This is a genomic window from Bacillus sp. PK3-067 (assembly GCF_056738645.1).
The window spans coordinates 2,829,353-2,853,658 of sequence record NZ_CP096490.1; the positions used below are offsets into that span (position 1 = coordinate 2,829,353).

The following is a 24,306-nucleotide window of genomic DNA, read 5'->3' on the forward strand; positions in this document are numbered from 1 at the left end:
AATATTTATGTAATTAAATTTTATTTCCTCCGCACCCTGGCTGTCTCCAAAACTATTGGTGGAAGCTCTTTTTGAATGATTTCTTTTAATTCATAAAGAGCTTTCTTCACATAACCACCTTCGAAATTTCCTAATGGTTCTGGTAATTCATCCTCATCCAATATGAAATATTCTCCATTTGGAAGTACCATAATATCGATGATTAAATCTTCAAAGGAAACCACTTCATCTTTTATTTGTGTGTTTTTTACGATATTAAAATAGGAACCTAAATACTTTCCTTTTATATCTCTCCATACGTATAAATTGTACGGACGATCTCTCCAGTAATATGCGATTGTATAACTCCCTTTTGGGATTGTTAACTTAGTATCATTTGCAGTCATTGTAAATGAATACTGCACCTCGTGAAATAAAACGATACTTTGTGATTGCTTTTCAAGTAATAAGCAATTGTGATCTACTATTGTTGAGTTATACCGGATTTTTCTTTCTATAATTTCAATTTTCGATGTAAGTAACTTATTCATTATTTTGTTTCCCCTTATGCTAGTTCTATCCTCAATTATATCTATTTATGTAGTGATAAAGAAGTGTATAGTTTTTTATATAATGATTTATACAAGTACATAATAAAAACTCCTTCTTATTTAGAAAGAGTTTTTCACTATCCATGTTTCATATTTTTTCACTTCTAACGGAAACTCATTTGTTTTCATGCAACTAACAGTACTATTACTCATGTTTTAACTTTTCCTTAACCGCATCATAAAATTTTCGTTCTTCATCAACATTTAAGTAAACACGACTTACTGTTTTAGAAAAGCCGTATAACAACTGCGCTTTCACTGGCTCTTTTAATGTTATTTCAAAAGTAGCAGGTTCTTTTATGAACTCCATAACAGTTGCATCCAATACCTGCTTCCCTTCTTTTGCCGTTAGCAATTCACCCTTGTAGAACGCAATATTATCAATTTGTGTAAATGGCATAACAATTTTCTTTCCTAATCCGATTTGAATGATTACTTGTTCTTCTGTTACGACAAGTGGATTTTTGCGCATCGCTTGTATTTCAGCTATAAAATAAATCATCGCGTATACATTTAAAATAAGTAAAATCCATGCTATTACTGGATTCCACTGATGTAGTAAATAATGAAAACCAATGCTTTCAATTGCTGTTGCGTGAATAATCATGATATACACACCTATAGCACCAGTCTTTTTATGATATGAGTATACAGATTTACCTGTTGGTACTTTTTCACGCCACGATAAAAACGCATAATAGATTAACTTACACTCTGTTAGAATGACATCTATTAACTTACCTCTTTTCATAGTAGTGTCAAACGCTGCATCAATTGCATAAGAAAAGGAATAATTTTCTCTTCTATATTCTTTATATTTTTTTATTATTTTAGGAAGCACTCTAACAATTTTATAGAGAAGGAATAATTCTAGACCTACAAATGCAATTTCAGCCGCAACAATAATATAAGAGATGAATGAAAAAGCTTGTAAATAATCACTTGGAATAATAAATCTTGCAAAAATATAACCAGCTATTACAACAGGAACTATATATGTTAACGAGTATCTTTTTCGAATAATGAAGAAATATGTGATGATTGGAATGACAAACAAGCAATCTAATAATGACCCAAGCACAACTTCTTTCGGCGCAACTGGTACAATTGGAAGGGCATACAATAAATAGTTTGATAGCATAATTAAAGAGACGAGTCCAATCCAAATACCTTTTCGCCTTCGTGATAGTGTAACCTTCATACGTTCACTCCTTTATTTAAAAACCTCATTTAAATGGTCTTTATAAAATGAAATGGCACGTTCAAATTCTTTTACTTCCTCTACTTTCACGACAGTTTCAAGTAATAATTTCATCGCTGATTCGTGATCGTTTACGTTATATTTTGCTAATGATAAAAATACTTTCATCGGAGCGTTCTCTGGAAATTTTTTCACCCCAGCTTCTAATACTGTAATTGCCTTTTCATATTCCCCTATACAACGATATGTACTTCCTAAACCAATATAAGCACCGCAAAGCGATTCGCCATCAAGTCCATTTGCGATTGCCTGCTCATAATACGGAACTGCTTCTGTTTCTAGCCCCATTACATCATGTATCCACGCACACTGATACAGTACTTCTGCATCCTTTGTAAAGTTTGTTAATCCTATAAGCATCTCTTTAGACTGCGCATATTTCTTTTCATTTCTAAGTTTAATAGCTTGCTTTAATAAATGTTCCATAGAATCCACTCCTCACCAATTATTCTGTGTATAGCTCTTGATTGGTATACGCTTCACATTCGTGTAAAAGTAAAATTCCCACCAATTAAAGTTTCGCTTACTTATTACTATGCGGATTCATTCTCATCTAAAAACTTAATTTTAAAAAGCAGTGACACGATTACATAATACCTCTAAGCTTTTGACAATTTCTTTCGCTGTTTCATCTTTCCCATTACACAACTTCCCTTTACCATCCTGTCCAATTACATAATGCACAGCCCCGCGCGAATATAAAGAATGTGGTGAATTCGCAATCATTACATTCGCCCTTGCTTCTTTCATTCTATTTTTTGCTCTTTCAAACAGTTCTTCTTCATTTAAATCACTTTCAAGTTTAAAACCAACAAGTACTGTTTCTGGGTCCCATTCTTTTATTTGTTTTAATACCTTTGGAGCCTTTTGAAAGTGAATAATCGGTGCTATATCACTTGAAATTTTTCCGTTCATATTAAGAACATTACCATCTTGATCACAAATTTTCTCTACAATCCAATCTGATCCAGCCGCTGCCATAATGACTGCATCAACCTTTTCATGTGATATGATACTTTTCATTTTATCTTGTAAATCAACGATTCCTTCAAATGGATGTAATTCTAACCCTCTATGTACATCACTCGGTTTCTCCGCAAAATAACCGTGTAAATATATAACATGTGCCCCTTTAGCTAGAAGTTCTTCTGCGATTATCCTTCCGATTGTACCTTTGGCCATATTCGTATGCCCGCGTACTTGATCCCATTTTTCTAGACAACCACCGCTCGTAATTAATACCTTTTTCCCCTTCATTGTAACCATCCCTTACTAATTTTTCTTACGAAACCATTCTGTTCCAAAGTCAACTATATCACGCTGTTTCATTAGACGACACGTTGCATTCCCTATCTTCCCATTTTTTACAGTTCCTTTTCGCTCAAACTCCACACCAATTTCTACAAACTTCTCAGATTCGTAATCCATTTCAACAAACTCTTTCCACACTCTTTCACCGTTTTCTATAATAGGTGCTCCTACTTGTATTAACTCACATGCACCAGAACGCACCTCGGATAAATGAACAGACGTATTGGAATCATATCCAACACCAATTAATAATACGTACCCGTCTAAATCATATATTTTTCTTAATGGAGATTCTTCTCCAAAGCTCATTGATAACGAATGGTTCATTGTTATTTCTACTGCATGTTTTCCCCATGCAGCAAAACTTCCTAACGGATGATTACTACGTACTACATTCGGATATGTACGAAAACATTCAACTATTTCACCCATTCCCCTTGTTGGGGTTATACGTGAATCAAATGCTGGGACGTTATCTCGGATAATTTGCCACCAGTCTTCCGGTACAGGTGGTCTTGACCAATGTTTCGGATCGGACAAATCCGAAGATTGCGTTGGCATTATTATCGTTCCTTCTTCCGTAACAACTTTCATTAATGCTTCTACTACAGCAACGGCACCACCAGATATCCACCCGATAGAACTTAGTGATGAATGAACGATAATTGTCATTCCTTTTTCGACTCCTAATGCTTTTAAATCTTTTGTTATTGTTTCGATTGTATTTGGAAATTGTGTACTTGCTACTATTTCATTCATTTTCATATTGGTTCCCCCACTAGCCACGTAAATTTAAACTTTTATATAAATATATTATCATATTTTTCTTAATTTTTAACTTAATCATATTCATTACTACAAAAATATGTATATTATTATACTGAAGCCTCAAAACTCTATTAAAATCGTAGATAATGATGAGCGAGAGTTTTTTTGAAATGAAGAAAAATGTAAATCCTATTTTTTCAAACTATACTCCATATGCATATTTTATACTATTTTTCCATGTAACAATGAAGTCTTTCTATCCCTGGATATTTTTCTCCTAAACTTTTAACTTGAAAACCAATTCTTTTATAAAATTCTACCGCCCCATCGTCTGTCTCCGCTTCTATATAAGTCAATTGATATATCCTTACCACTTCTTTAATCATTTGCAGTGCAATTCCTTTTTGACGATAATCTGGAGCCACTGCTATATGACATATGCGTGCTTTAGTTTCTCCGATTATTTCAATACCTAGACAAGCTTTTTCTTCATATTTGTACAAAGTCCCTTTATTACTTTGATAAAATATTACTGCTTTCTTTAAGCTTATTTCATTTGGACCGACGGCATATTGTAGCACATTTAATATTGAATCTTTCTCAATTTGTTTAACACACTGTAAATTCATACTTTCATCCCTTTCTATGAAAAAAGACTAGCTCTTAATAAAAAGAGCTAATCTCATTACGCCGTTATTTTTTCTTCTTTTTTTACAACGACAGCCACATAACTATGAAGTATCATTCCAATAATAACGAGACTCATACCAATCCAAGATAATGATGATGGAATTGGTGCAGATAACCAAATCAACTCTCCTACTAGCGCAAATAAAACTTCACCAGACTGCGTCGCTTCCACTGTTGCTAATTTTTGCGGATCATCTTTCACAAGATCTGTTGCAAAGAAAAATAATACTGTCGCGATTAACCCAGAGCTAACTGCTACAATAAAACATTGAAAAACTTGGCTACTTGACGGTAATCCGCCTGTTGATACTTCGTAACCAGATAATAAAAACCAAAATGGTAAACTTGCTAATGTCATACCGAGTACTCGCTGAAATACATCTAATTCCCCTTTACAAACTTGCATCATTTTTCTATTTCCAAGAGGATACGCAAATGCTGCAATAAGTACAGGAACTACACATAAAACGGTTTCACGAATACCTAATGAAGAAGCATGTTCTACTTGCATGAGAACGACACCGAATAAAATAATGCCCGACATTACTAATTCCTTCATCGGAAGTTTTTTATGTAGTGGATCCACCGCAAAAAATGGTGTTAACAAAATCCCTGCAACGATTGTAATTTGCCATGTTGATGCAACGAGCCAACCTGGTCCGAACGCTCCAGCAAAACTAAGCGGTGCATAAAAGAGACCAAATCCAACGATACTCCACACTAACCATTCTTTCGGATTGTTTTTCATATATTGAAAGAGTTGCTTTAAGTTCCCTCTATACATAACAATAAGTAATAGCATTGGAACCATAAAATAATACCGTAATGATGCACTCCAAATCCAGCTTCCACCTTCTAAGTCCATTGCCCTGTTCAAAACAAAAGTAAAGGCAAAGAAAAATGATGCCAGTATTCCTATAACAATTGCTTTCATTGTAAAACCCCTTGTATTTAATTTTTTATCTCTATGACATATATTTTAGTATACGCGATGAAAAATCTACATTCAAACTTACATTTCACTTTGGGATGATGAAGGAATTGTAGTAGATTTACATGGGAATAAAGTGCATTGGTATGAAATCGAGGCCATTACATGTCAAAATTTTCAAGGGTCAAAATCTACTTTAATCTCGACCCACTATACTCACCATGAAAATATACGCATCCGCTATAAAAGATGGCTACCAACTATTGCACATTCAATTTACTGGTTTTCTATTGAGAAACCAAAAGATTATCATAAAAATTTAATGATAGCTTGGGAAGAAAAGCGAACGAATAAAAACAAACGCCTCCTTTAATTATTATTTAGGGGCGTTCGTTCATTCAAAAATTAAAGAATATGTAGTTTATATTCTCTGTATAATTTCCTCAATCGACTTATATGAGCTTGATGATACCGATTATGATCTGCTATATGCCATATTCCCCATCTTATTGTCGCAGTTTCGCCTTTTTCATACAAAACTTCCCGCGTTAAATCAGTTTCTGTTAGTTTCATACATTCTTCATAAAACAATTTTTGCACTGCTTCATAATCTTGCATTAACTCTTGCAATGTGTTTTTTCTTAAACTTGGTAATTCTCCTACTTCATTTAACATAGGACCATATTTATTTTCAAATGCTGGCGGAACATCTTCTCCCTTGAAACGATACACCCAATGTAAATCAACAACTGCTAAATGCTGAAGTAACTGCCCAATACTATTTTCATTATTTTCAGACCCTTTATAGGATAGTTCGTTCTCTTCAGTACCTTCGACTAACCTTTGCAATCTATTAAACGTATCAGCAACCGTCGCATACAAAATCGCTACTTGAGGGTCCATTTTTCTTTCTAAATGGAGATCTTTCATACAAAACTTCCTCTCTTAAAAGAACAACACCATATGTTCATCATCACTATACACACCATTCATTTTTATAGCCCTTTTTTCAATTCCGTATGTTTTAAATCCCATTGATTCATATAATCGTTTGGCTGGTTCGTTCGTTGACACAACCCCTAAATTCAATTGCTCTAGCTTCATCTCTTTTGCCCTTTCAATTGCTTTACGTATTAAATCACGTGCAAGACCACTTCTTCGATTTTCAGTATCTACATACATTGCAACGATATGTCCTTTATGCTTATATGCGTCTTTTTCTTCTGTTAATAAAGTAACAACCCCAACTAAACGATTTTCATTATTAAAAGCACCAAATGTAAAACTACTGTTGGATGAAAGATTACTAGCAACTCGTTCAAGAGGGTTTTCTTGACGTACTGCTTCTTCATAAGTCGTTATAAATGCTTCTGGATTTACTTGTAGTGCTTGTAAACGCAACTCCCAATATTTTTTTGCATCCGCTTTTGTAAGTAATCGAATCATTTTATTTTCCCCTTTTTAATTTACATAATATTTTTATAGGTTATTATTTTTTGATTCATACTCTTCTTTTAATATACTGTAACGATAGCGATGAATGAACTTTCCCTGTCTCAATCGATCATTTCTCATTAACCCTTCGCATACAAATCCGGCACTTTCATAACTCTTTTTAGCTTTTGTATTATCTTCATCTACACGTAACCAAATTTTCTCCAATTCAAACTGAGAAAAACCTATTTGTAACATGCTGTTTAGAGCTGCCATTCCAAATCCTTTACCCCAATAGTCTTTATTTCCAATCGCAATTCCTAGTTCAGCATTTTTATTTGTTTTATCAAAATTTTTAAGGTCTACCCATCCAATATGTATACCTGTCTCAGTAACGATTGCCCTTTGTTCATAACCATTTTTTCGGCTTATACAAGCTTCAATCCAGTTTCTCGTATCTCCACGAGTGAACGGAGGATATTGATCTGGTAAAACTAAATGCTTTGTTACATCTCTATCTAATGACCATTGATAGCGATCTTCTACATCATCTAGTGTCAATTCTCTTAATTGAACATATGGTACATTCATTTTTTTCTCCTCTCTTTATTTACCAATAGAAAATCCTTCGAACACTCTTCCACCATACTGTTCTAACGTCTTTTCTATAAAATGAATTAATTCATTTTTCTCTCCCGTTTTATAAAAATGATCAAAAGCGGCTACAAATTTGTTTGCATATTGCTCATCATATCTTTTTAGCACTCTAATAAACCATTTTGAACTCCCAAGCCACTTACCATTTACTCTTAATACATATTCATGTACTAAATCGGCTAATAAATTAGCGATAAACAATTCTTCTTCTCTTTTTGTTGCACCAATAAAGTCATCTAAAGTATCCGTAATAAAATATCGCTTCTGCTTAATCGTTTCTTCGGTCCATTTAGCTGGTCCTTTATGTAGTAAATCATTCGCTTCTTTTTTAATTTCCCAACAATTTCCTGTTCCCCTTTTAAGGCAATCCCTTCTGAAACTAATTGTGGTAACGACGGCCTCCCTCGATCACAATCCATTTTGAAAAAGGTTTTATATGTTTCGAAATTATGAACAAACACCTCAACAGGCCATCCATTACTATAGAAAGATTCTCTATAGCAAGAAGTTAAACTTTGATCGACTATTACAATGTCAAGGTCAGATGTTTTCGTCGCTTCTCCTCGTGCAACGCTTCCGCCGAGTAAAGCTACATCACAATTCGGAAATTGTAATGTAATTATGTTTTGTGCTGCTTCAATTGGTTTCATAACCGATCCTCTTTTCTTATTTCACTTTCTTTTTTTCAGCTCTTTCTCTCGCTTTTTTTATATAGCTTTCTGCATCTGGTGTTTTACATGATGTTGCACCATGATCAACCTCTATTTTTCCAATTTCACTTGCAATTTCAATCGCTTGTCGCTCTAAGTCTTCATTACGAATTCCTATTGCGATTAAAGCACTATTCATCGCTTCTTTTTTTCTATTTTTTTCATTATGTATATTTTCTTTAATCTCTTCTAAGTACGGAGAGAAGAAATCATCATGTAACGTTTTATTTTTAATCGCTATATTTGCTAATAAAGACCAGCCAGCTCTTCCAATCCATTCATCATTAGACTTTATCCACTCTTCCATTCTTTCTATTGCAATTGGCGAAGTACATATAGATGTCATCAGAACATCCATTAAACAGTAATAATCAACATCCTGAATCCAACTATTAAGCTGTTCTGTCGTTATTTTTTTCGGGTCTAAAATATAAGTTGCTAATGTCATTGCGTCCATATTTTTCGTTTCCCACAATTCAACTGCTAAATCGTGATCTTTTTTTATCTTCTTTTTTAACAATTTTAAATTCGCAAAACTAACTCCAAATAACGGCTCTTTCGCTCCGTGGTTTTTATACGTTTTTCGATTTTGTTCTGTTCCATATTCCTCTAGTTGCTGCATTACTTCCTCAAGTAACATATACCCACCTCTTTATCTTTTATGTTGACTGTATATATGTATGTACGATATATTCTACATTACTTTTTGTTTTTCCTATATTCATTTTTAAAATACGGTATGTGAAATTTCTAAACATTGCACAGCTATACCATCAAAAAACTGTACATGTTAAACATACAGTTTTTTGATGGTATCAATTTTGCGTAGAATAAAATATAAACTACGAAAGAACTTTTAATGGTCCTCTCAATCACCTATTTTTTTCAACTGAATTTTTTACATCTGACCACTCTTCTATTGACCCTGCGTCCGGAAAAACTGTAACTACATTAAAATTCGCACCTTTTTCTTTCCCAATTTGTTTAGCTGCTAATAAATTCGCTGCCGCAGAAGTTCCTATTTTTATACCAGTATCTTTGTAAAAACGTGCCATTTCATACAGGGTATCTTCATATGAATAAGTCCATTGTTTTTCTATCAAATTTTCTTCCTGTTCTATGAAATGTTGTTTCCTTCCTAAGCCGAACCCACCTGATCCAGCATATTTCTTTAAATCATTTGGTGGTTGTTCCGAACCATAAGGCAATTCAGCAGGCATTACTAAATGTAGTTCAACATTTTTTGTATAATTCTTTATTGCTGTATAGACTCCCATTAGAGTTCCACCAGTACCAGCAGATGCTACCCATGCATGTATTGGTTTTCCAATCATTTGTGCAATAATTTCTCGCCCTGTACCTTCTATATGACTTACTAGATTTGCATTATTATAATGTTGGAATAAAAAATATAATTCTGGCTTTTGTTTGCTAATCTCTATTGTTTTCTCAATTACTGCGTAGAACCCTTTACATTTATCAACTAAGATTACGTTAGCACCATAACGATCAAGTTCATTTAATAGAGATTTATCGGTTCCAGAACTTAAAACTAACGTGCATTGAATCCCTAAATAATTACAAATACACCCAATTGACCTCGCTAAGCTTCCACCACTATACTCTAAAATATTTTGTTTTTTGTCCGCTTCTTGTAAATATTTATTAATCATTCCAAGTGCTGCCCTATCCTTAATCGATCCTGTAGGGTTATGCCATTCACATTTAGCATAGATAGAAAGATCCTTCGTTTCTTTGCATTCTAATTTCACGAGCGGTGTATTTCCAACATGTTTAGAAAACGCTTCAAAATGGTTTACTATCATACTTTTATACCTCCTTCATAAATTATGTTTACTACATTTGTTCTTAGCCAAAATACTTTCTACATTTTAATAACTCTCTCAATAAAAATTTCTTATATAAAAATCCCTACAAACACTGTAGGGATTTATGTCTAAATCATTTTGTTACACTCTATTTCATATGAAAATAGTTTTCTTATTCAGATGCATTCATAAGCACAATTCTCCAACCGTCTGGATCCTCTATTGTGGTTCCTTTCTCTATCCAATACGGGTTTTCAGGTTCTACCTCATGATAGCCCATATTACTTAATCGATTCACTATCTTTTCAATTTCATCTTTAATAGGCATATAAAAAACTAGTAAATTATCTTTTGTCGGTGCCGGACATGGACTTCCATTAACATGTGTAGTAAACTCCAAATGATACTCTTCATCTGGTAAGCCAAACATAACCCCATCATATCCTTCATGATTGTGAAATTCCCCTATACGTTTTAAACCTAATCCTGTTTCATAAAAACTTATCACTTCTTCAAATTTATCTGTTGGTCTTGCAATTCTAAATTGAACCCAATTCTTCATGCAAATCTCCTCCTTTTCATTTTCCAAAGCTTTATAGTAATTAGTATAGGTTACATATATTCCCTTTAACATCCCTCATTAGTGTGAACTTCCTAAGTTGAAAGACCTATTAGTTAATAAACAATAGGACTTTAGTATAAAATTCATATAAAATTAGTTATATAAATATAGAGATGAATTACAAGCTATTACGTATGAAATAGTTCTCCTTGCAGGGCCTTTATATACCGATCAGCAGATCTTTGTACAGCTTTATTCGCATCTTCCACCACACCATGAAATGCATTATATAGTCGACTAAATTGGATATCTTTTACCTTCTCTGCCATATCTCTAACTTTATTCGCTGGTAATGGAATGAGATTGGGATAACTATACATAAAACTTACCCATTTCCGATCCGAAACTACTTGTATAATATCACCTGATAACAAAATACCTTTCCCTTCATTACCGTCTTTCCAATGTATAACAGTTCCACCCTTAAAATGGCCTCCTAAGCGATGCAATGTAAGTTCTTCCGATAATATCAGATGCTCCCCAGACCAAAATTTAATTTGCTTACTCGGACGAACCACCCACTCTTTATCATCTTCATGAATATAAATAGGTACATTGAATGTTTCCGCCCATTTAACTTGTGTAGAGTAATAATGTGGATGAGAAAGTGCTATTGCTTGAATACCACCTAAATCATATATACGTTGTATCGTTTTATCATCTAAATAACTAATGCAATCCCACATAACATTTAGAGTTTTACTTTGTATTAAAAATGCTGTTTGTCCAATCGCAAATTTAGGTTTAGTAGTAATGCTATACAAACCGCTTTCTTCTTTTATTATTTCGTTTTTGTATAAATTGCTATTTTGCATCGTTTCTAATGTTGTCCATGACTGCCCAATTGGATTAACATATTGTCTTTCCTCATTACAAATTTTACAGCGAGAAGGTGCTTCTTCATTTTCGGGATACTGTACTCCACATGTAGTGCAAATATAATTATCCATATTCCCACTCCTTTTTTCATGTAATTGTTTCTTTACCAATATTTTAATAAAAAACAAAAATATTCGAATCAATAATTGGAACGAAAATGAAATGATACGAAAGTATGATTTGGTGATTGAAAGTTTAAATAATAAAGTTTAAATTCATCCTATTTTTCAAAACTGCAATTGATATAAAATCTTGCATACTTTTGAGTAAACTTTTTTACACTTGTAAAAAAGTTTTTTTGCATTTCCCTACCTATAATTGCTAATATAGTAGAGTAGAACTTTTATAGAGAGAAGGAAAATTATGCACAATGGAATTCGAATGACAACTTTAGTAAAAAGGGCTATGTTAGTTTGTGCGGGGGTATTATTCACATACGAAGTGGCTTTTGGATCAGTACATACTGCTCTAGCTAGTACAGAGGATGAAGCAAAATCTGTTCAACTTGTAAGTGAGATTCAAACATCTCTTGCTCCGAAAGAAGCTCCAAAACATTATAACGGGCAAGTTAGAAAAGTCGCTTATTTAACATTTGATGACGGTCCTGGAAAATACACAGCTGAGCTTTTAGATATGTTAAAGAAAGAAAATGCAAAAGCAACATTCTTCCTAATTGGTTCAAACGTAAAAGCTTTCCCTGATCTTGTAAAACGCGAAGATGCTGAAGGTCACTACGTTGGGATGCACAGTATGACTCATAACTACAAGAAACTTTACACTGAAGGTCATTACGTAGATGAAATGAAGGAAGACCAAGGCTTAATCGCTGGTGTTTTAGGTAAATCACCAGTATTAACTCGTCCATCTTACGGCTCTATGCCAGGATTAAACGAAGCTCTTCGCAACAAAGTTGTAGAAAATGGCTTAAAAGTTTGGGATTGGACAATTGATTCTTTAGACTGGAAATATAACAAAATGCAAGTTGATGCTGCATCTGCTAAAATTGTAGAAAACGTGTTACATGGTGCTACAAATCCAACAGAAGTTATCCTTATGCATGATATTCATCCACAATCAGTAAAAGCAGTTCCTGGAATTATTAAAGGACTGAAAGAAAAAGGATATGAATTAGAAGCATATAATGAGAACGAACACTTCCCATTAAACTTCTGGCATGATAATCGTATGTAATGAAAAGACTTGATTTCCTTTAGCTGGGAATCAAGTCTTTTTATCATTTTGGGAATTACTCCTCGTATATTCGACTCAAACTCCCCCTTCTCTAATATCAATAAAAATTCAAAATCACATGTTATACTATAATTTAGTTTAAATAAGTAGGTGCCATATGATCGTATATACAGTACAAACTGAAGAAGCATGGAAACAATTTAAGAAACTTGGTTATTTAGAAGGTAATAAAGAATTCATCGATCCAGACGATGTATATTCATATGACTGGATGGTGCGCGTCGCTAAAACAAGATTGCCTCATTACGAAGGTAACTATCCTATTTCGGTCTGGGAAGCAAATAATTACCCAAATCGAAATCATAAAGCTTGGGGTAGAACAAATTCAAAAATGGTAATTTTAACACTAGATGTACCGAAAGAATGGGTACTATGGAGCTATTTTGACTATTGGTGCTGTGCTATGACTGATGGATCAACATATTTACATACAAAAAATAAGTGTACTTTAGATGAATGGTATACATATATGGATAAAGAATACGGGATAATATTTGATTTCGACTATTTATTATCTCATCCTGATTGGTGTCTAGGTAAAGAGGATTCGTTAGAAAAACAAGGTGTTATCGGCAAAACACCCCTTTCCTTCGTGAAAAAAGTAAGACGTTTTCGTGCTAAGACAGATAAGTCTATTAGTAAAATTCGAAGTGATAACTGGGATAATAGAAAAGAAAACCGCATTAAAAAGATGAATCGAAAATTAAGAAAGCGAAACGATAAACAAAAAAGAATACAAAAGCGACTTATACGAAATTAAAACATATATCAAAATACAGTAAGAAATTATGGATTGAATATACAAATTCAATCCTATTTTTTATATTATCAACACTTTAGCACATATTACTCTTAAGGAGTGATGTGTATATGGATTTTCTTTCAGCCGAATATTTGTCCGCCCTACTTGCCATCATTGTAATTGATTTAGTGTTAGCCGGTGATAATGCCATTGTAATTGGATTAGCAGCAAGAAGATTACCGAAAGATCAGCAAAAGAAAGTTATTATATGGGGAACTATCGGGGCAATCGCGATTAGAGCCCTCGCTACCTTAGTTGTTGTTTGGTTGTTAAAAATACCAGGGCTACTTCTAATTGGTGGTGTACTCCTTATATGGATTGCTTATAAATTAATTGCTGAAGGCAAAGATCATGATATTAAGGCCGAAGAAGGATTTTGGTCTGCTATTAAAACCATTATTATTGCTGATGCGTTAATGGGCATCGATAATGTACTCGCTGTTACAGGAGCTGCCCATGGTAACTTTTCTTTAGTAATCATCGGATTATTAGTGTCTATTCCAGTAGTCGTATGGGGCAGTACATTGATTTTAAAATGGGTAGATCGTTTTCCTGTCATCATTACGATTGGAGCAGCCGTTTTAGCTTATACTGCCGCGAAAATGATTGTAGATGAGAAATGGTTCGCTGGATTTTTCGAAAGTAACCCTTTGGTTAAATGGGCATTTATCATTATTATCATCATCGGCGTAGTTTTCTTCGGAAAGGCTAAACAAAAAGCAACAGCTGGTTCTGTCTCATAATGATGGTATATTTACAAATAAAAGGCGCTATTCATATGAATAGCGCCTTTTATTATTTATTTAGCTTCCCCTTCCGGAGTCGTTTTTACCTTCGTTTTGTTTTTATCGCGGTTGTTATAGTTATACTTCGAACGATCTACTGGAGTGAATCCTTCCGGTGTGTAGAATCGTAATAAGTCACCATTCACGACTTGGTCAGAGTATTTTAGTGAGTTTTGAACCATTTGTTCATTTTTCTTTATTTCATCTGTAAATTCTACAGGTTTTCCAGTAGTTGTATCATAGTATTTGCCGTTTAGTGCAGTAACTGTTGGGCTTACGTAGTTACCGTTACGGAACGCAACGACTTGTTTATGATCTGGTGATAATAAATCAGAACCGAATTGAACATAATTCTTTGTATCTGTACCTAGTAAGTGTAATAGCGTTGGAAGAACGTCAATTTCACCACCGTATTGATGTTGTACGCCACCTTTCACTCCTGGTACACGAACGATTAATGGTACACGTTGTAACTGTGCATTTTCAAATGAGTTCATTTCTTTACCCATTACTTTTGACATTGCTGCGTTATGATTATCTGAAATACCGTAATGGTCTCCGTACATAACAATAATTGAGTTATCATATAAACCAGATTGTTTCAAGTAATCGATGAAGCCTTTTACAGATTCATCTAAATAGCGTGCTGTTTGGAAGTACGTATCTACTGATGAATCACCTGTTGTTGCTGGTTCAATCGTTGCTTCTGCCTTATCGATTGGATAAGGGAAATGGTTCGATAACGTAATAAACTTCGTATAGAACGGTTGTTTCAACGTTTGTAATAACGGAATAGATTCATTAAAGAACGGTTTATCTTTTAACCCGTAGTTTACTACGTCTTTTTCATTCATATCGTAGTATGACGCATCAAAGAATTTATTAAAACCAAATGATTTATAAATATCGTCACGGTTCCAAAATGTTTTGTAGTTACCGTGGAATACTGCTGATGTGTATCCTTGTTGTCCTAAAATAGCTGGTGCTGATTGATACGTATTATGAGATTTCGTTGTAAAGACAGAACCTTGCGGTAAACCAAACATTGAATTCTCTAACATAAACTCCGCATCAGATGTTTTCCCTTGTCCTGTTTGATGGAAGAAGTTATCAAAATAAAGTGTATTCGCATCTTTTGTAAATGAGTTTAAGAACGGTGTAACTTCTTGACCATTTAATTTGTAATCAATTAAGAAGTTTTGGAATGACTCTAAATGAATGTAAATTACGTTCATTCCCTTTCCTTTACCGAAATACTCAGGATTTGGACTTGCATAAGTTGATGTTAAATAATTTCGTACTTCTGTCATATTATCGCCATCAGCTAATGCTCGTTCTGTCGATGCTTTCGCACTTTGAATTCCATCATAAATTGTGTAGTTGTATGCACCTAAATATTTCACAATATAATTACGGTCAAACGTTCTTGTTAATAATTCAGGACGGTCAGACTCTGCAAGACCTAAGTTAACACTGAATAATAAAATACCTGCTACAAATACTAGAGATAATTTATGCTTCGCAACACGAATTGGTTTTGGATTTGCAAATTTTGTTGCGACTAACACAATTAATATAATCGTGTCTAAGAAGTATAATGGATCATAAAGATGTAGCAACGCAAGAATACTACCACCTAAATCTCCAAAGTTATTCGTTTGTGTTAATGTCGGGAACGTAATAAAGTCACTGAAAAAGCGATAGTATACTACGTTTGCGTATAAAAGAATCGACAATAACAAATTAATGATAATTAACCAAATATAAGATCGTTTCCCTTTTGCAAATAATGCAAGTCCTAAAAATAGAACTGCTGAACTAAGCGGGTTAAAAAACAGCAAGAATTTTTGAATTGTGTTTGAAATTCCTAAATTGAATTCCGTTACATAAGCTGCATATGTTTTGAGCCACAATAAAATAACGGCAAACAGAAAGAATCCAAAATGATTGCTTAACACGCTTTTGCTCTTTAATAAGAACTGTTTCATTTCTCCACCTCTTTTGATCATCCAAGGCTTATTTTTTTATAAGTCTGTCTCTCTATTCAAATTTTCTTCTTCAAATAGATTATCTTTATTTAACTATATGAAGAATATTAGTAATTATAATTTGAAGCTAGTATTTATTCAACTATTTCTTTCTAGACATTTTGACCTTGGTTTCTATTTAACAAAATAAATTTGTAACATTTCCTGTTTTCTCCCAAGATTCATCCACTAATTATGACAACCCATACTATATACCTTTATAAACTCATTCGCAAACTATTCTATCTCCAAATTTGGTACATATTTCACATGACAAAATAATACGATTTGATTATATTACTCTACTTACATTTCCCTTCTTCAACTAACTCTTTAAATCTTAAAGTCATTACATCCCTTCATACATGAAAAAATTCTCCTGTTCATTAATATTATATTTGAATAATTATTCATTTGACCGACCAGCGATGTTACGTTTTCTCGACAAAAAAACTCGCTCTAAAAAGAGCGAGTTTTTTCATTATATATTATTGACCTTTGTACATTGCATCTACTTGTTTTTGAAGTTCCTCATTTTCTAAGAACTCATCATAAGTAGCCTCTTTATCGATTACACCGTTTGGTGTTACTTCGATAATGCGGTTTGCAATTGTTTGCACGAACTGATGGTCATGAGATGTGAATAAGATTGTACCTTTGAATGCAATTAAACCGTTATTTAATGCTGTGATTGACTCAAGGTCTAAGTGGTTCGTTGGATCGTCAAGTGTGATTACGTTCGCACCACTTAACATCATTTTAGATAACATACAACGAACTTTTTCGCCTCCAGATAATACAGAAACGTTCTTCTTAACTTCTTCACCTGAGAATAACATACGGCCTAAGAAACCACGTAAGAAGCTTTCAGACTCATCTTGTGGAGAGAATTGACGTAACCATTCAACTAAGTTGTAATCACTGTTCTCAAAGTACTTAGAGTTATCTCTTGGGAAGTAAGATTGAGAGGTTGTAACACCCCATTTGAATGAACCGCTATCCGGCTCCATTTCACCCATAAGAATTTTAAATAATGTTGTCATCGCAATATCGTTACGGCCGATAAATGCAACTTTATCACCTTTATTTAAAGTGAAGTACACATTATCTAACACTTTTTCACCATCAATTGTTTTAGAAAGACCTTCAACAGTTAATAAGTCATTTCCTACTTCACGCTCAGGTGTGAAGCCAACGAATGGGTAACGACGTGATGACGGTCTAATATCATCTAATGTAATTTTGTCTAATAATTTTTTACGAGAAGTTGCTTGTTTCGCTTTAGAAGCGTTTGAACTAAAGCGTGCAATGAAGTTTTGTAACTCTTTTACTTTCTCTTCTTTTTTCTTATTAGCATCTTGTGTTAATTTTAAAGCTAATTGGCTTGACTCATACCAGAAGTCATAGTTACCAACATAAAGTTGAATTTTACCGAAATCAAGGTCAGCCATGTGCGTACATACTTTATTTAAGAAGTGACGGTCATGGGATACTACGATAACTGTGTTTTCAAAGTTCATTAAGAAGTTTTCTAACCATTGAATCGCTTTTAAGTCCAAGTGGTTGGTAGGCTCATCTAATAATAGAATGTCAGGTTGACCGAATAAAGCTTGAGCAAGTAATACTTTTACTTTCTCTGCCCCAGTTAATTCTGACAATTTCTTATCATGAAGATCTTCACCAATACCTAAACCTTTAAGAAGAATTGCAGCTTCTGACTCAGCTTCCCAACCGTTAAGCTCAGCGAACTCACCTTCAAGTTCAGCAGCGCGCATTCCATCTTCATCACTAAAGTCTTCTTTCATGTAAATAGCATTTTTCTCTTGCATTACTTTGTAAAGTTGCGTGTGACCCATAATTACTGTTTCTAATACTGGGAACTCTTCATATTCGAAATGGTTCTGTTTTAATACTGCTAGACGCTCACCTGGCGTAATATGTATGTCACCTGTTGATGGTTCAATTTCCCCAGATAAAATCTTTAGAAATGTAGATTTACCAGCACCGTTTGCTCCGATTAAACCGTAGCAGTTACCTGGCGTGAATTTTATGTTAACATCTTCAAATAATTTGCGATCCGCGAAACGCAAACTAACGTTACTTACTGTAATCATTTGTGTCCTCCTACTAATACCGCTTATTTCAGCGTTTTCTCACCGATTGTCTTAAAAAATCGCATATTACGACTCAATTATTGTAGACTATAGCTATTATATAGTAGAAGCTGGATGAATAGCAACGGTTGATTACCTTTCTACAATGAAATCGGATAGTTTTTGTCCATTCCCCTAGCTATTGTATGTATATCATCGACCTCTTTCTCATATAACCTTTCACTGCTCATTCTGTCATACATCGGATTCATTTTCATCTGAAATATTATATACCGAAAAAACTGTAGAGAAATCATTCCCTACAGTCTCTTCTTATTTCTTATTTTCTCTTTGTAACTCTTCATTTTACTCGTTAACCCTATTAACGCCGGTAATAATATCGGCATCACAATTAAAGCTAATAGAAGAAGTGCAACGCCAACTACGGATGCTACTTGTATAAGCGTTAATACACCTGAAGGGATTAATGCAGCAAATGTACCACCTAAAATAAGTGCCGCTGATAATACGACTCCTCCGATATGACGAGAAGCAGTTACAATTTTCGTCGCTGGGTCCCCTTCTAACTCATTGTATCTCATCATTACAAAAATACTATAATCCACTCCTAAAGCGACAATCATTATGAAACTAAAGAATGGAACATTCCAGCTTAATGAATCTACATGTAAAATATGCGTACTAATTTGTTCACTTATCCCTAATGATGCAAAGTAAGCTATTAGTAACGATCCAATAATAAAGATGGTGTTTAATAATGAACGTGTAATCACAATTAATACAATCGCGATTCCAATTAACATAATTGTAGCTGTACGTAAGAAATCTTGCCCAGTTACTTCTTTTAAATCAACGTTTCTAGCTGTCGTTCCTCCGATTGCTGTTTTCGCATGATTTAATTCCGACCCCTTCAAAGTACCATCTATTGTGTTATTGATTTCTTGAATAATTGGCATCGCTTCTTTTGAATACGGATTTACATCTAAAATGATTGTCATTTTAGCAGTCTTTCTATCATGTGACATGTACGTATTCAAAGCTTTTTGGAAATCTTCTCCCTCCAAAACTTCTTTTGGAATATAGAATTTCTCAGAGCTTTTTGATTCGTTCAGTTCTCCTAAATATTTCTGAGCATCCCCTAGGCCATTACTTACCTTTTCAAGGCCTTCTGTACTTTTAGTTAGTCCGGATTGTAATTGACCCATCTGTTCTTGCAAGTCTTTCAGTCCGGTTAATAGCTGACCTTGCCCATCGTTTATTTTCGTTAATCCGGTTTGTAACTCAGATGACTTGTTCGCAATTTGTTTTGAACCTGAAGCACCTTCATTTAATCCATTTTTAAGATCAGCTGCTCCTTTTTGTAACTTAGTAACTCCATTGTTCATTTCTTTTAAGCCATTATCCACTTTCAATAACGATTGATTCGCTTCTTTAAATGATCCCATCGCCGCATTATGCTGCGCTTTCAATTTATTTAATTCATTTGAAAGCCCACCTAATTGCTTTTGAGCCTCTTTAGCAATTCCTATCGTCTGCAGAATGTTAGGATCATTTGCTAATTCTGGTTTCGTTTGAATGAAATTGGTCATTAACATTTCAATTTGTTCATAACCTTTCTTCGCACCGTCAATCGCTTGAGAAATACTTCCGAAGTATTGATCGTAAGAACTTAAACCTTTTTCTAACTGTGTATAGCCAGCATGAAGTTGTGAAGTTGCTTGAGATAATACACTTATATTTTCATTTACTGAAGTTAACCCACTCTCAATTTGCCGCGCACCTTGTGCTCCGTCATTTATGCCATTGGATAGTTGATTTAAAGCTGTTCCTAATGCTGATACACCACTTTTCGCTTCATTTGTTCCATCAATTAACTTTTGAACGTTCGCAAGACTATTTGAGTCCTTATTACCCATCTTATCTTTCGCAGTAGTTAATCCATCATTAATTTCCTTTATACCACCATTGGCATCTCCTAAACCTGTATTTAGTTCACCCGCTTGTTTATTTATATATAGTTCTTTAATCCTATCACCAGTTGCACGTGTCGGTGAATATACTTCTGAAACACCTTTTACTTTCAAAATCTTATCAGTTAGTTCATCTAAAGTTTGAAGCGAACTCGCCTCATCTAACTTGTTATTCGATTGAATGACTAACGTACTTGGTGAAGAAAAACCAGGTGGAAAATGTTCTTCTATTACGTTAATCCCCATTTTCGACTCATATTTATTGTCTACTTCAAATAAATCGTTGTAATTAAGTGTATTAGAATACTTTAATATAAAAGGAATTGATATCACGAATACAATAATTAAAGCTACAAATGGTCTCACTACTGAGTTTTTCGCAAAGAATCCCCATAGACGACTGTCTTCATGACCTTTAAATGTTTTAACGGGATAAAACATCCCTTTTCCTAAAAGCACCATAAAAAACGGATTTAACGTAGTTAATACTAGTAATAAAACTGCGACACCAATTGCTACCGCTGAAGTAGATTGATATAGTTTAAAACTCGCTAAAGCAAGAGATGCAAAACCAATTAGTACTGCTATCCCGCTATATAAAACGGTTTTCCCTGCCGATTTAAATGTTTCTTTCGTAGCCAAAAATGCGTTTTCTTGTTTACTTAATTCTTCTTTAAATCTCGTAAATAATAAAATGTTATAGTCTGTTCCAACCCCAAACAGGACAACAACGACAAACACTTGTGTAAAGTTAGAAAATGGAAAATTAAATTGATCTACTAAATGAGCAATAATCCCCATTGAAACTAAATATGATACCCCAACAGTAAGAAGAGAAACAATTGGAACAATAGGTGAACGGAATACAATGATTAATATTACAAGAATGAAAATGATTGAAATAACTTCAGTCTTTTTCACTCCCTCTTGAGAAGATGTAAGGAAATCTCCTGCTATTAAATCACTTCCTGTTAAGTACGTTGTTACCCCTTTCGTTTTCACTTTATTATGAAGGTTATTTGTAACTTTCGATATTTCACCATGCTTTTTATCTATCGATATTTGCGTTAAAATAGTCGTATTATCTTTAGAAACTAATTGTTTCTCTAATTCTTTATTATCTAAATGTGAAACAACTTCTTTAATTCCTAATTGTTCTTTTTCATTTTGCAAAGCGTTGATTGTTTTTATTATTTCCTCTTTTTGCTCAGTCGTTAAAGCTGTTTTACTGTCACTATTAAAAACAACTATAATGTCATACTTTTCTGTCCCGTCTTTATCCATTTCTTTTATCATTTTGTCAGCAATACTACTTTGTTCTGTATTAGGAATCGTAATGTGCCCTTTTTCTTTCACTAATTTATCCATATTAGGCATCGTTACGATCATTGTAATGGTAATAACTATCCATAATAGAAAAGATAAACTTCTCCAATTTTTCAGCTTGCTCATTTGCATCATCTCCCGCGATTAAAATTTACATTAGTTACGGAATGAATATTCATTCCTATTATTCTATTACATTATTTGTAAACTCTATTGAACTAGTCTTTCCGGAATGAATATTCATTCCTTTAGTTGCACAAATACCCTCTCCTACTCTCATTTTTTAATTCTATTTAGGAATGAATATTCATTCCTGTCCTTATAAAGCTATAGAATCAAATGATTCTAATAGCGTTCCAAGAGCTTTCTTCCAATTCTTTTACTAACTCTTTCGAGTATTCTAATTGCCCTGTTGCAATTACTTTCGTTAATTTTTCTAACGGTTGATATACAATAATAATTAAAGCAACTGGAGGCAATGGACGAAGCAAACCTTTTGCGATTCCATCTTCAATAATATTCATAAAGAAGCCTATAAAATCGTCAAATATTTTCTTACTCTGCTCATCAAGAAAATAACTATCACAGTGAGAATTTGTAAATAAAAAAGCATCCACATTGTTTCTCGCAAATTCAAATAAACGGTTATACGTATGACTAAACTGTTCACGAATATTTGCTTCAACAGGAAAATCCGTTTTTATCATTTCAGAAAGCTGTAACATACTTTTTGAAAATAATGAGTTAACAAGCGCCTCTTTATTTTCAAAATAGCGATAAATAGTACCCGCACCGACATTTGCTTTTTCAGCGATCATTGGAATTGTCGTACCATCGTAACCACGCTCTGCAAAAAGTTGCATCGCAGCATCAAAAATATCCTCTTGTTTGTTTTTAGCCATTTTTTCCACCTCTATTTTCAGGAATGAAAATTCATTCCGTTTTTAATTATAAATTACAGGGAATAAAAGTCAAGTGCGTGACAACGTATAGTTGCGATTCTATTCTCTTGTATGTGAATAAAATTATATCAGCGATTTTCAGGATATATCAACTTACCGACAAAAATTAATACAATGAGATGGAGCTATCCCAAAATTTTGTTCGAAACAACTCCATCTTATATGCAAATTAAAAGAAATCATAAATAAACGACTTGCGCACTGGTACTACATTCTCAAATGCCCGTATTTCCTCTTCGCTTCCGCTAATTAATTCTAATTCATTTAGTTCTAATGGGCGTTTGTATCCAAGCAGTATTGTAGATAGTGCATTTATATCTAGGTTGATCCCTTTATCCATTGGTTCTTCTATAATTGCTATTTCATAATTTGCAAGTCTCACCGATACATTATTCCACGGTGCAAATGAATCTGTAATATGTAAAATGACTTCTTGTTGTACATTGTTCCAGTTTAACTCATACTGTTTTAAGAACTGCTCTACATCTACAATTCTTCCCATAAAATATGGTTTTATTTCTGTTTTCACACGTGGTTCTTGCAATGTATATAACAACTGTTCGTTTTCACTTACTGTCATTTCAAGCTCTTTAATCATAGAATCATGCTGGCAAATAAAATTCCATAGACCATTTCGTGCTTCATTATGCAGTGGAACAAATTCATCTACTGTCATTTTATAGTTTTCTATTTTATATAACATATAGCCGGCTGCAGTTTTATTTTCATCGTAATAAATTGCTAATGTTAAATCCTCATAAACAGCTTGTAACCACCATTTTTCATTGCGAACTAGCATACCAGAAAAACGTTCTGCAAATGTTTCATAAAGCTTCTCGACCTCTTCTGGGTGATTTTCTTTATTGAAACGTTTCACAGTACCATTCACTTGTTTTTTCATAACTAAATCACTCTTTGTCAAATGACATACGAGAAGATTCGCACAAAGTTCCCAGCCGTATTTACGGTAAAATGTAACAGCAAATGGGTGTAACATAGAGACTGTAAAGCCATCTTTTTTCATTGTTTGAAGTGAATGTTGAAGTAGCTCTTTTACATACCCACTTCTTCTGTACTCTGGATACGTCGCTACTCCTGCAACGCCACCCATTTTAAATTTTTCTTTACCTATGTAAATATGAAACGGGATGAGGTGTAGTTTTGCAGCTAAGTCCTCACCTTCCATAATACCGTATACTTCATGACTTTCCTTCATTTTTGTAAGTTGTTGCTGTAATCGTTCCTCATCTACTTTATATTGAAAAGCGTATTCTGATAAACGTAATGCTTCTCTGAATTTATCTTCTTTTAATTGTATGACATTCATATAATTCTCCTCCATTCCCTTTTTGAATTGTATCATAATTCTCACTATTATAGTTCGGTA

At 33.7% G+C, this 24,306-nt stretch carries 22 protein-coding genes and 1 pseudogene; 3 read left to right on the plus strand and 20 right to left on the minus strand.

The features are described from left to right. Positions 1-20: 20 nt before the first annotated feature. The 15 genes and pseudogenes from M1D73_RS14625 to M1D73_RS14695 form a co-directional block, all read right to left on the minus strand. Positions 21-530: a ribonuclease FAU-1 family protein gene (locus tag M1D73_RS14625; RefSeq protein WP_001037883.1), complete on the minus strand. Its 510-nt coding sequence runs from the start codon at positions 528-530 to the stop codon at positions 21-23. A 205-nt stretch (positions 531-735) separates the two neighbouring features. Then, positions 736-1,791 (minus strand): hypothetical protein, encoded by a 1,056-nt coding sequence (locus M1D73_RS14630; RefSeq protein WP_000869230.1) that lies wholly within the window; start codon positions 1,789-1,791, stop codon positions 736-738. 12 nt (positions 1,792-1,803) lie between these two features. Beyond that, positions 1,804-2,277, minus strand: coding sequence for a tetratricopeptide repeat protein (locus M1D73_RS14635; protein ID WP_000400636.1), 474 nt, complete (start codon positions 2,275-2,277; stop codon positions 1,804-1,806). A 141-nt stretch (positions 2,278-2,418) separates the two neighbouring features. Continuing rightward, on the minus strand, positions 2,419-3,108 hold the full coding sequence (locus M1D73_RS14640; RefSeq protein ID WP_000676726.1) for a phosphopantothenoylcysteine decarboxylase domain-containing protein: 690 nt from the start codon (positions 3,106-3,108) through the stop codon (positions 2,419-2,421). Between the two features lie 15 nt (positions 3,109-3,123). Beyond that, on the minus strand, positions 3,124-3,927 hold the full coding sequence (locus M1D73_RS14645; protein ID WP_000783346.1) for an AAC(3) family N-acetyltransferase: 804 nt from the start codon (positions 3,925-3,927) through the stop codon (positions 3,124-3,126). 230 nt (positions 3,928-4,157) lie between these two features. After that, positions 4,158-4,559: a GNAT family N-acetyltransferase gene (locus M1D73_RS14650; RefSeq protein ID WP_001053116.1), complete on the minus strand. Its 402-nt coding sequence runs from the start codon at positions 4,557-4,559 to the stop codon at positions 4,158-4,160. 56 nt (positions 4,560-4,615) lie between these two features. Continuing rightward, complete coding sequence (locus M1D73_RS14655; protein ID WP_000644594.1) at positions 4,616-5,554, minus strand: DMT family transporter; 939 nt, start codon at positions 5,552-5,554, stop codon at positions 4,616-4,618. Positions 5,555-5,956: 402 nt separating this feature from the next. Beyond that, entirely contained in the window at positions 5,957-6,481 is a 525-nt protein-coding gene (locus M1D73_RS14660) for a DinB family protein (RefSeq protein ID WP_000653845.1), read from the minus strand. Between the two features lie 15 nt (positions 6,482-6,496). After that, positions 6,497-6,997: a GNAT family N-acetyltransferase gene (locus tag M1D73_RS14665; protein WP_000620314.1), complete on the minus strand. Its 501-nt coding sequence runs from the start codon at positions 6,995-6,997 to the stop codon at positions 6,497-6,499. 33 nt (positions 6,998-7,030) lie between these two features. After that, positions 7,031-7,576, minus strand: coding sequence for a GNAT family N-acetyltransferase (locus tag M1D73_RS14670; RefSeq protein WP_001102492.1), 546 nt, complete (start codon positions 7,574-7,576; stop codon positions 7,031-7,033). Positions 7,577-7,591: 15 nt separating this feature from the next. Then, positions 7,592-8,292 (minus strand): annotated as a pseudogene (locus M1D73_RS14675) (nucleotidyltransferase domain-containing protein). 16 nt (positions 8,293-8,308) lie between these two features. Then, the gene (locus M1D73_RS14680; protein WP_000923448.1) at positions 8,309-8,992 is read right to left on the minus strand and encodes a DNA alkylation repair protein; all 684 of its coding nucleotides are present in this window, start codon (positions 8,990-8,992) and stop codon (positions 8,309-8,311) included. A 232-nt stretch (positions 8,993-9,224) separates the two neighbouring features. Beyond that, entirely contained in the window at positions 9,225-10,178 is a 954-nt protein-coding gene (locus tag M1D73_RS14685; protein ID WP_098212905.1) for a PLP-dependent cysteine synthase family protein, read from the minus strand. 175 nt (positions 10,179-10,353) lie between these two features. Next, positions 10,354-10,743, minus strand: a complete 390-nt coding sequence (locus M1D73_RS14690; RefSeq protein WP_000800667.1) for a VOC family protein — start codon at positions 10,741-10,743, stop codon at positions 10,354-10,356. A gap of 188 nt (positions 10,744-10,931) precedes the next feature. Continuing rightward, the gene (locus M1D73_RS14695; protein WP_000371021.1) at positions 10,932-11,753 is read right to left on the minus strand and encodes an MBL fold metallo-hydrolase; all 822 of its coding nucleotides are present in this window, start codon (positions 11,751-11,753) and stop codon (positions 10,932-10,934) included. 292 nt (positions 11,754-12,045) lie between these two features. On the opposite strand from M1D73_RS14695, the gene M1D73_RS14700 reads away from it, so the two are divergent. The 3 genes from M1D73_RS14700 (at position 12,046) to M1D73_RS14710 (ending at position 14,478) form a co-directional block, all read left to right on the plus strand. Further along, positions 12,046-12,873 (plus strand): peptidoglycan-N-acetylglucosamine deacetylase, encoded by an 828-nt coding sequence (locus tag M1D73_RS14700; RefSeq protein ID WP_000551452.1) that lies wholly within the window; start codon positions 12,046-12,048, stop codon positions 12,871-12,873. A gap of 157 nt (positions 12,874-13,030) precedes the next feature. Next, entirely contained in the window at positions 13,031-13,693 is a 663-nt protein-coding gene (locus M1D73_RS14705; RefSeq protein WP_121868289.1) for a DUF3841 domain-containing protein, read from the plus strand. Between the two features lie 110 nt (positions 13,694-13,803). Continuing rightward, positions 13,804-14,478, plus strand: coding sequence for a TerC family protein (locus M1D73_RS14710; RefSeq protein ID WP_481157919.1), 675 nt, complete (start codon positions 13,804-13,806; stop codon positions 14,476-14,478). Positions 14,479-14,534: 56 nt separating this feature from the next. Here M1D73_RS14710 and ltaS read toward each other — a convergent pair whose 3' ends face one another. From ltaS to M1D73_RS14735, 5 genes are all read right to left on the minus strand, one after another. After that, a complete protein-coding gene (gene ltaS, locus M1D73_RS14715; protein WP_000808770.1) occupies positions 14,535-16,508 on the minus strand; it encodes a lipoteichoic acid synthase in 1,974 nt (657 codons plus the stop codon). Between the two features lie 527 nt (positions 16,509-17,035). Continuing rightward, on the minus strand, positions 17,036-18,661 hold the full coding sequence (locus M1D73_RS14720) for an ABC-F family ATP-binding cassette domain-containing protein (protein WP_000633864.1): 1,626 nt from the start codon (positions 18,659-18,661) through the stop codon (positions 17,036-17,038). A 299-nt stretch (positions 18,662-18,960) separates the two neighbouring features. Continuing rightward, positions 18,961-22,083 (minus strand): MMPL family transporter, encoded by a 3,123-nt coding sequence (locus M1D73_RS14725; protein ID WP_121868290.1) that lies wholly within the window; start codon positions 22,081-22,083, stop codon positions 18,961-18,963. A 209-nt stretch (positions 22,084-22,292) separates the two neighbouring features. Then, positions 22,293-22,859: a TetR/AcrR family transcriptional regulator gene (locus M1D73_RS14730; RefSeq protein WP_001107309.1), complete on the minus strand. Its 567-nt coding sequence runs from the start codon at positions 22,857-22,859 to the stop codon at positions 22,293-22,295. A 229-nt stretch (positions 22,860-23,088) separates the two neighbouring features. After that, positions 23,089-24,246, minus strand: a complete 1,158-nt coding sequence (locus M1D73_RS14735) for a GNAT family N-acetyltransferase (RefSeq protein ID WP_121868291.1) — start codon at positions 24,244-24,246, stop codon at positions 23,089-23,091. Positions 24,247-24,306 lie beyond the last annotated feature (60 nt).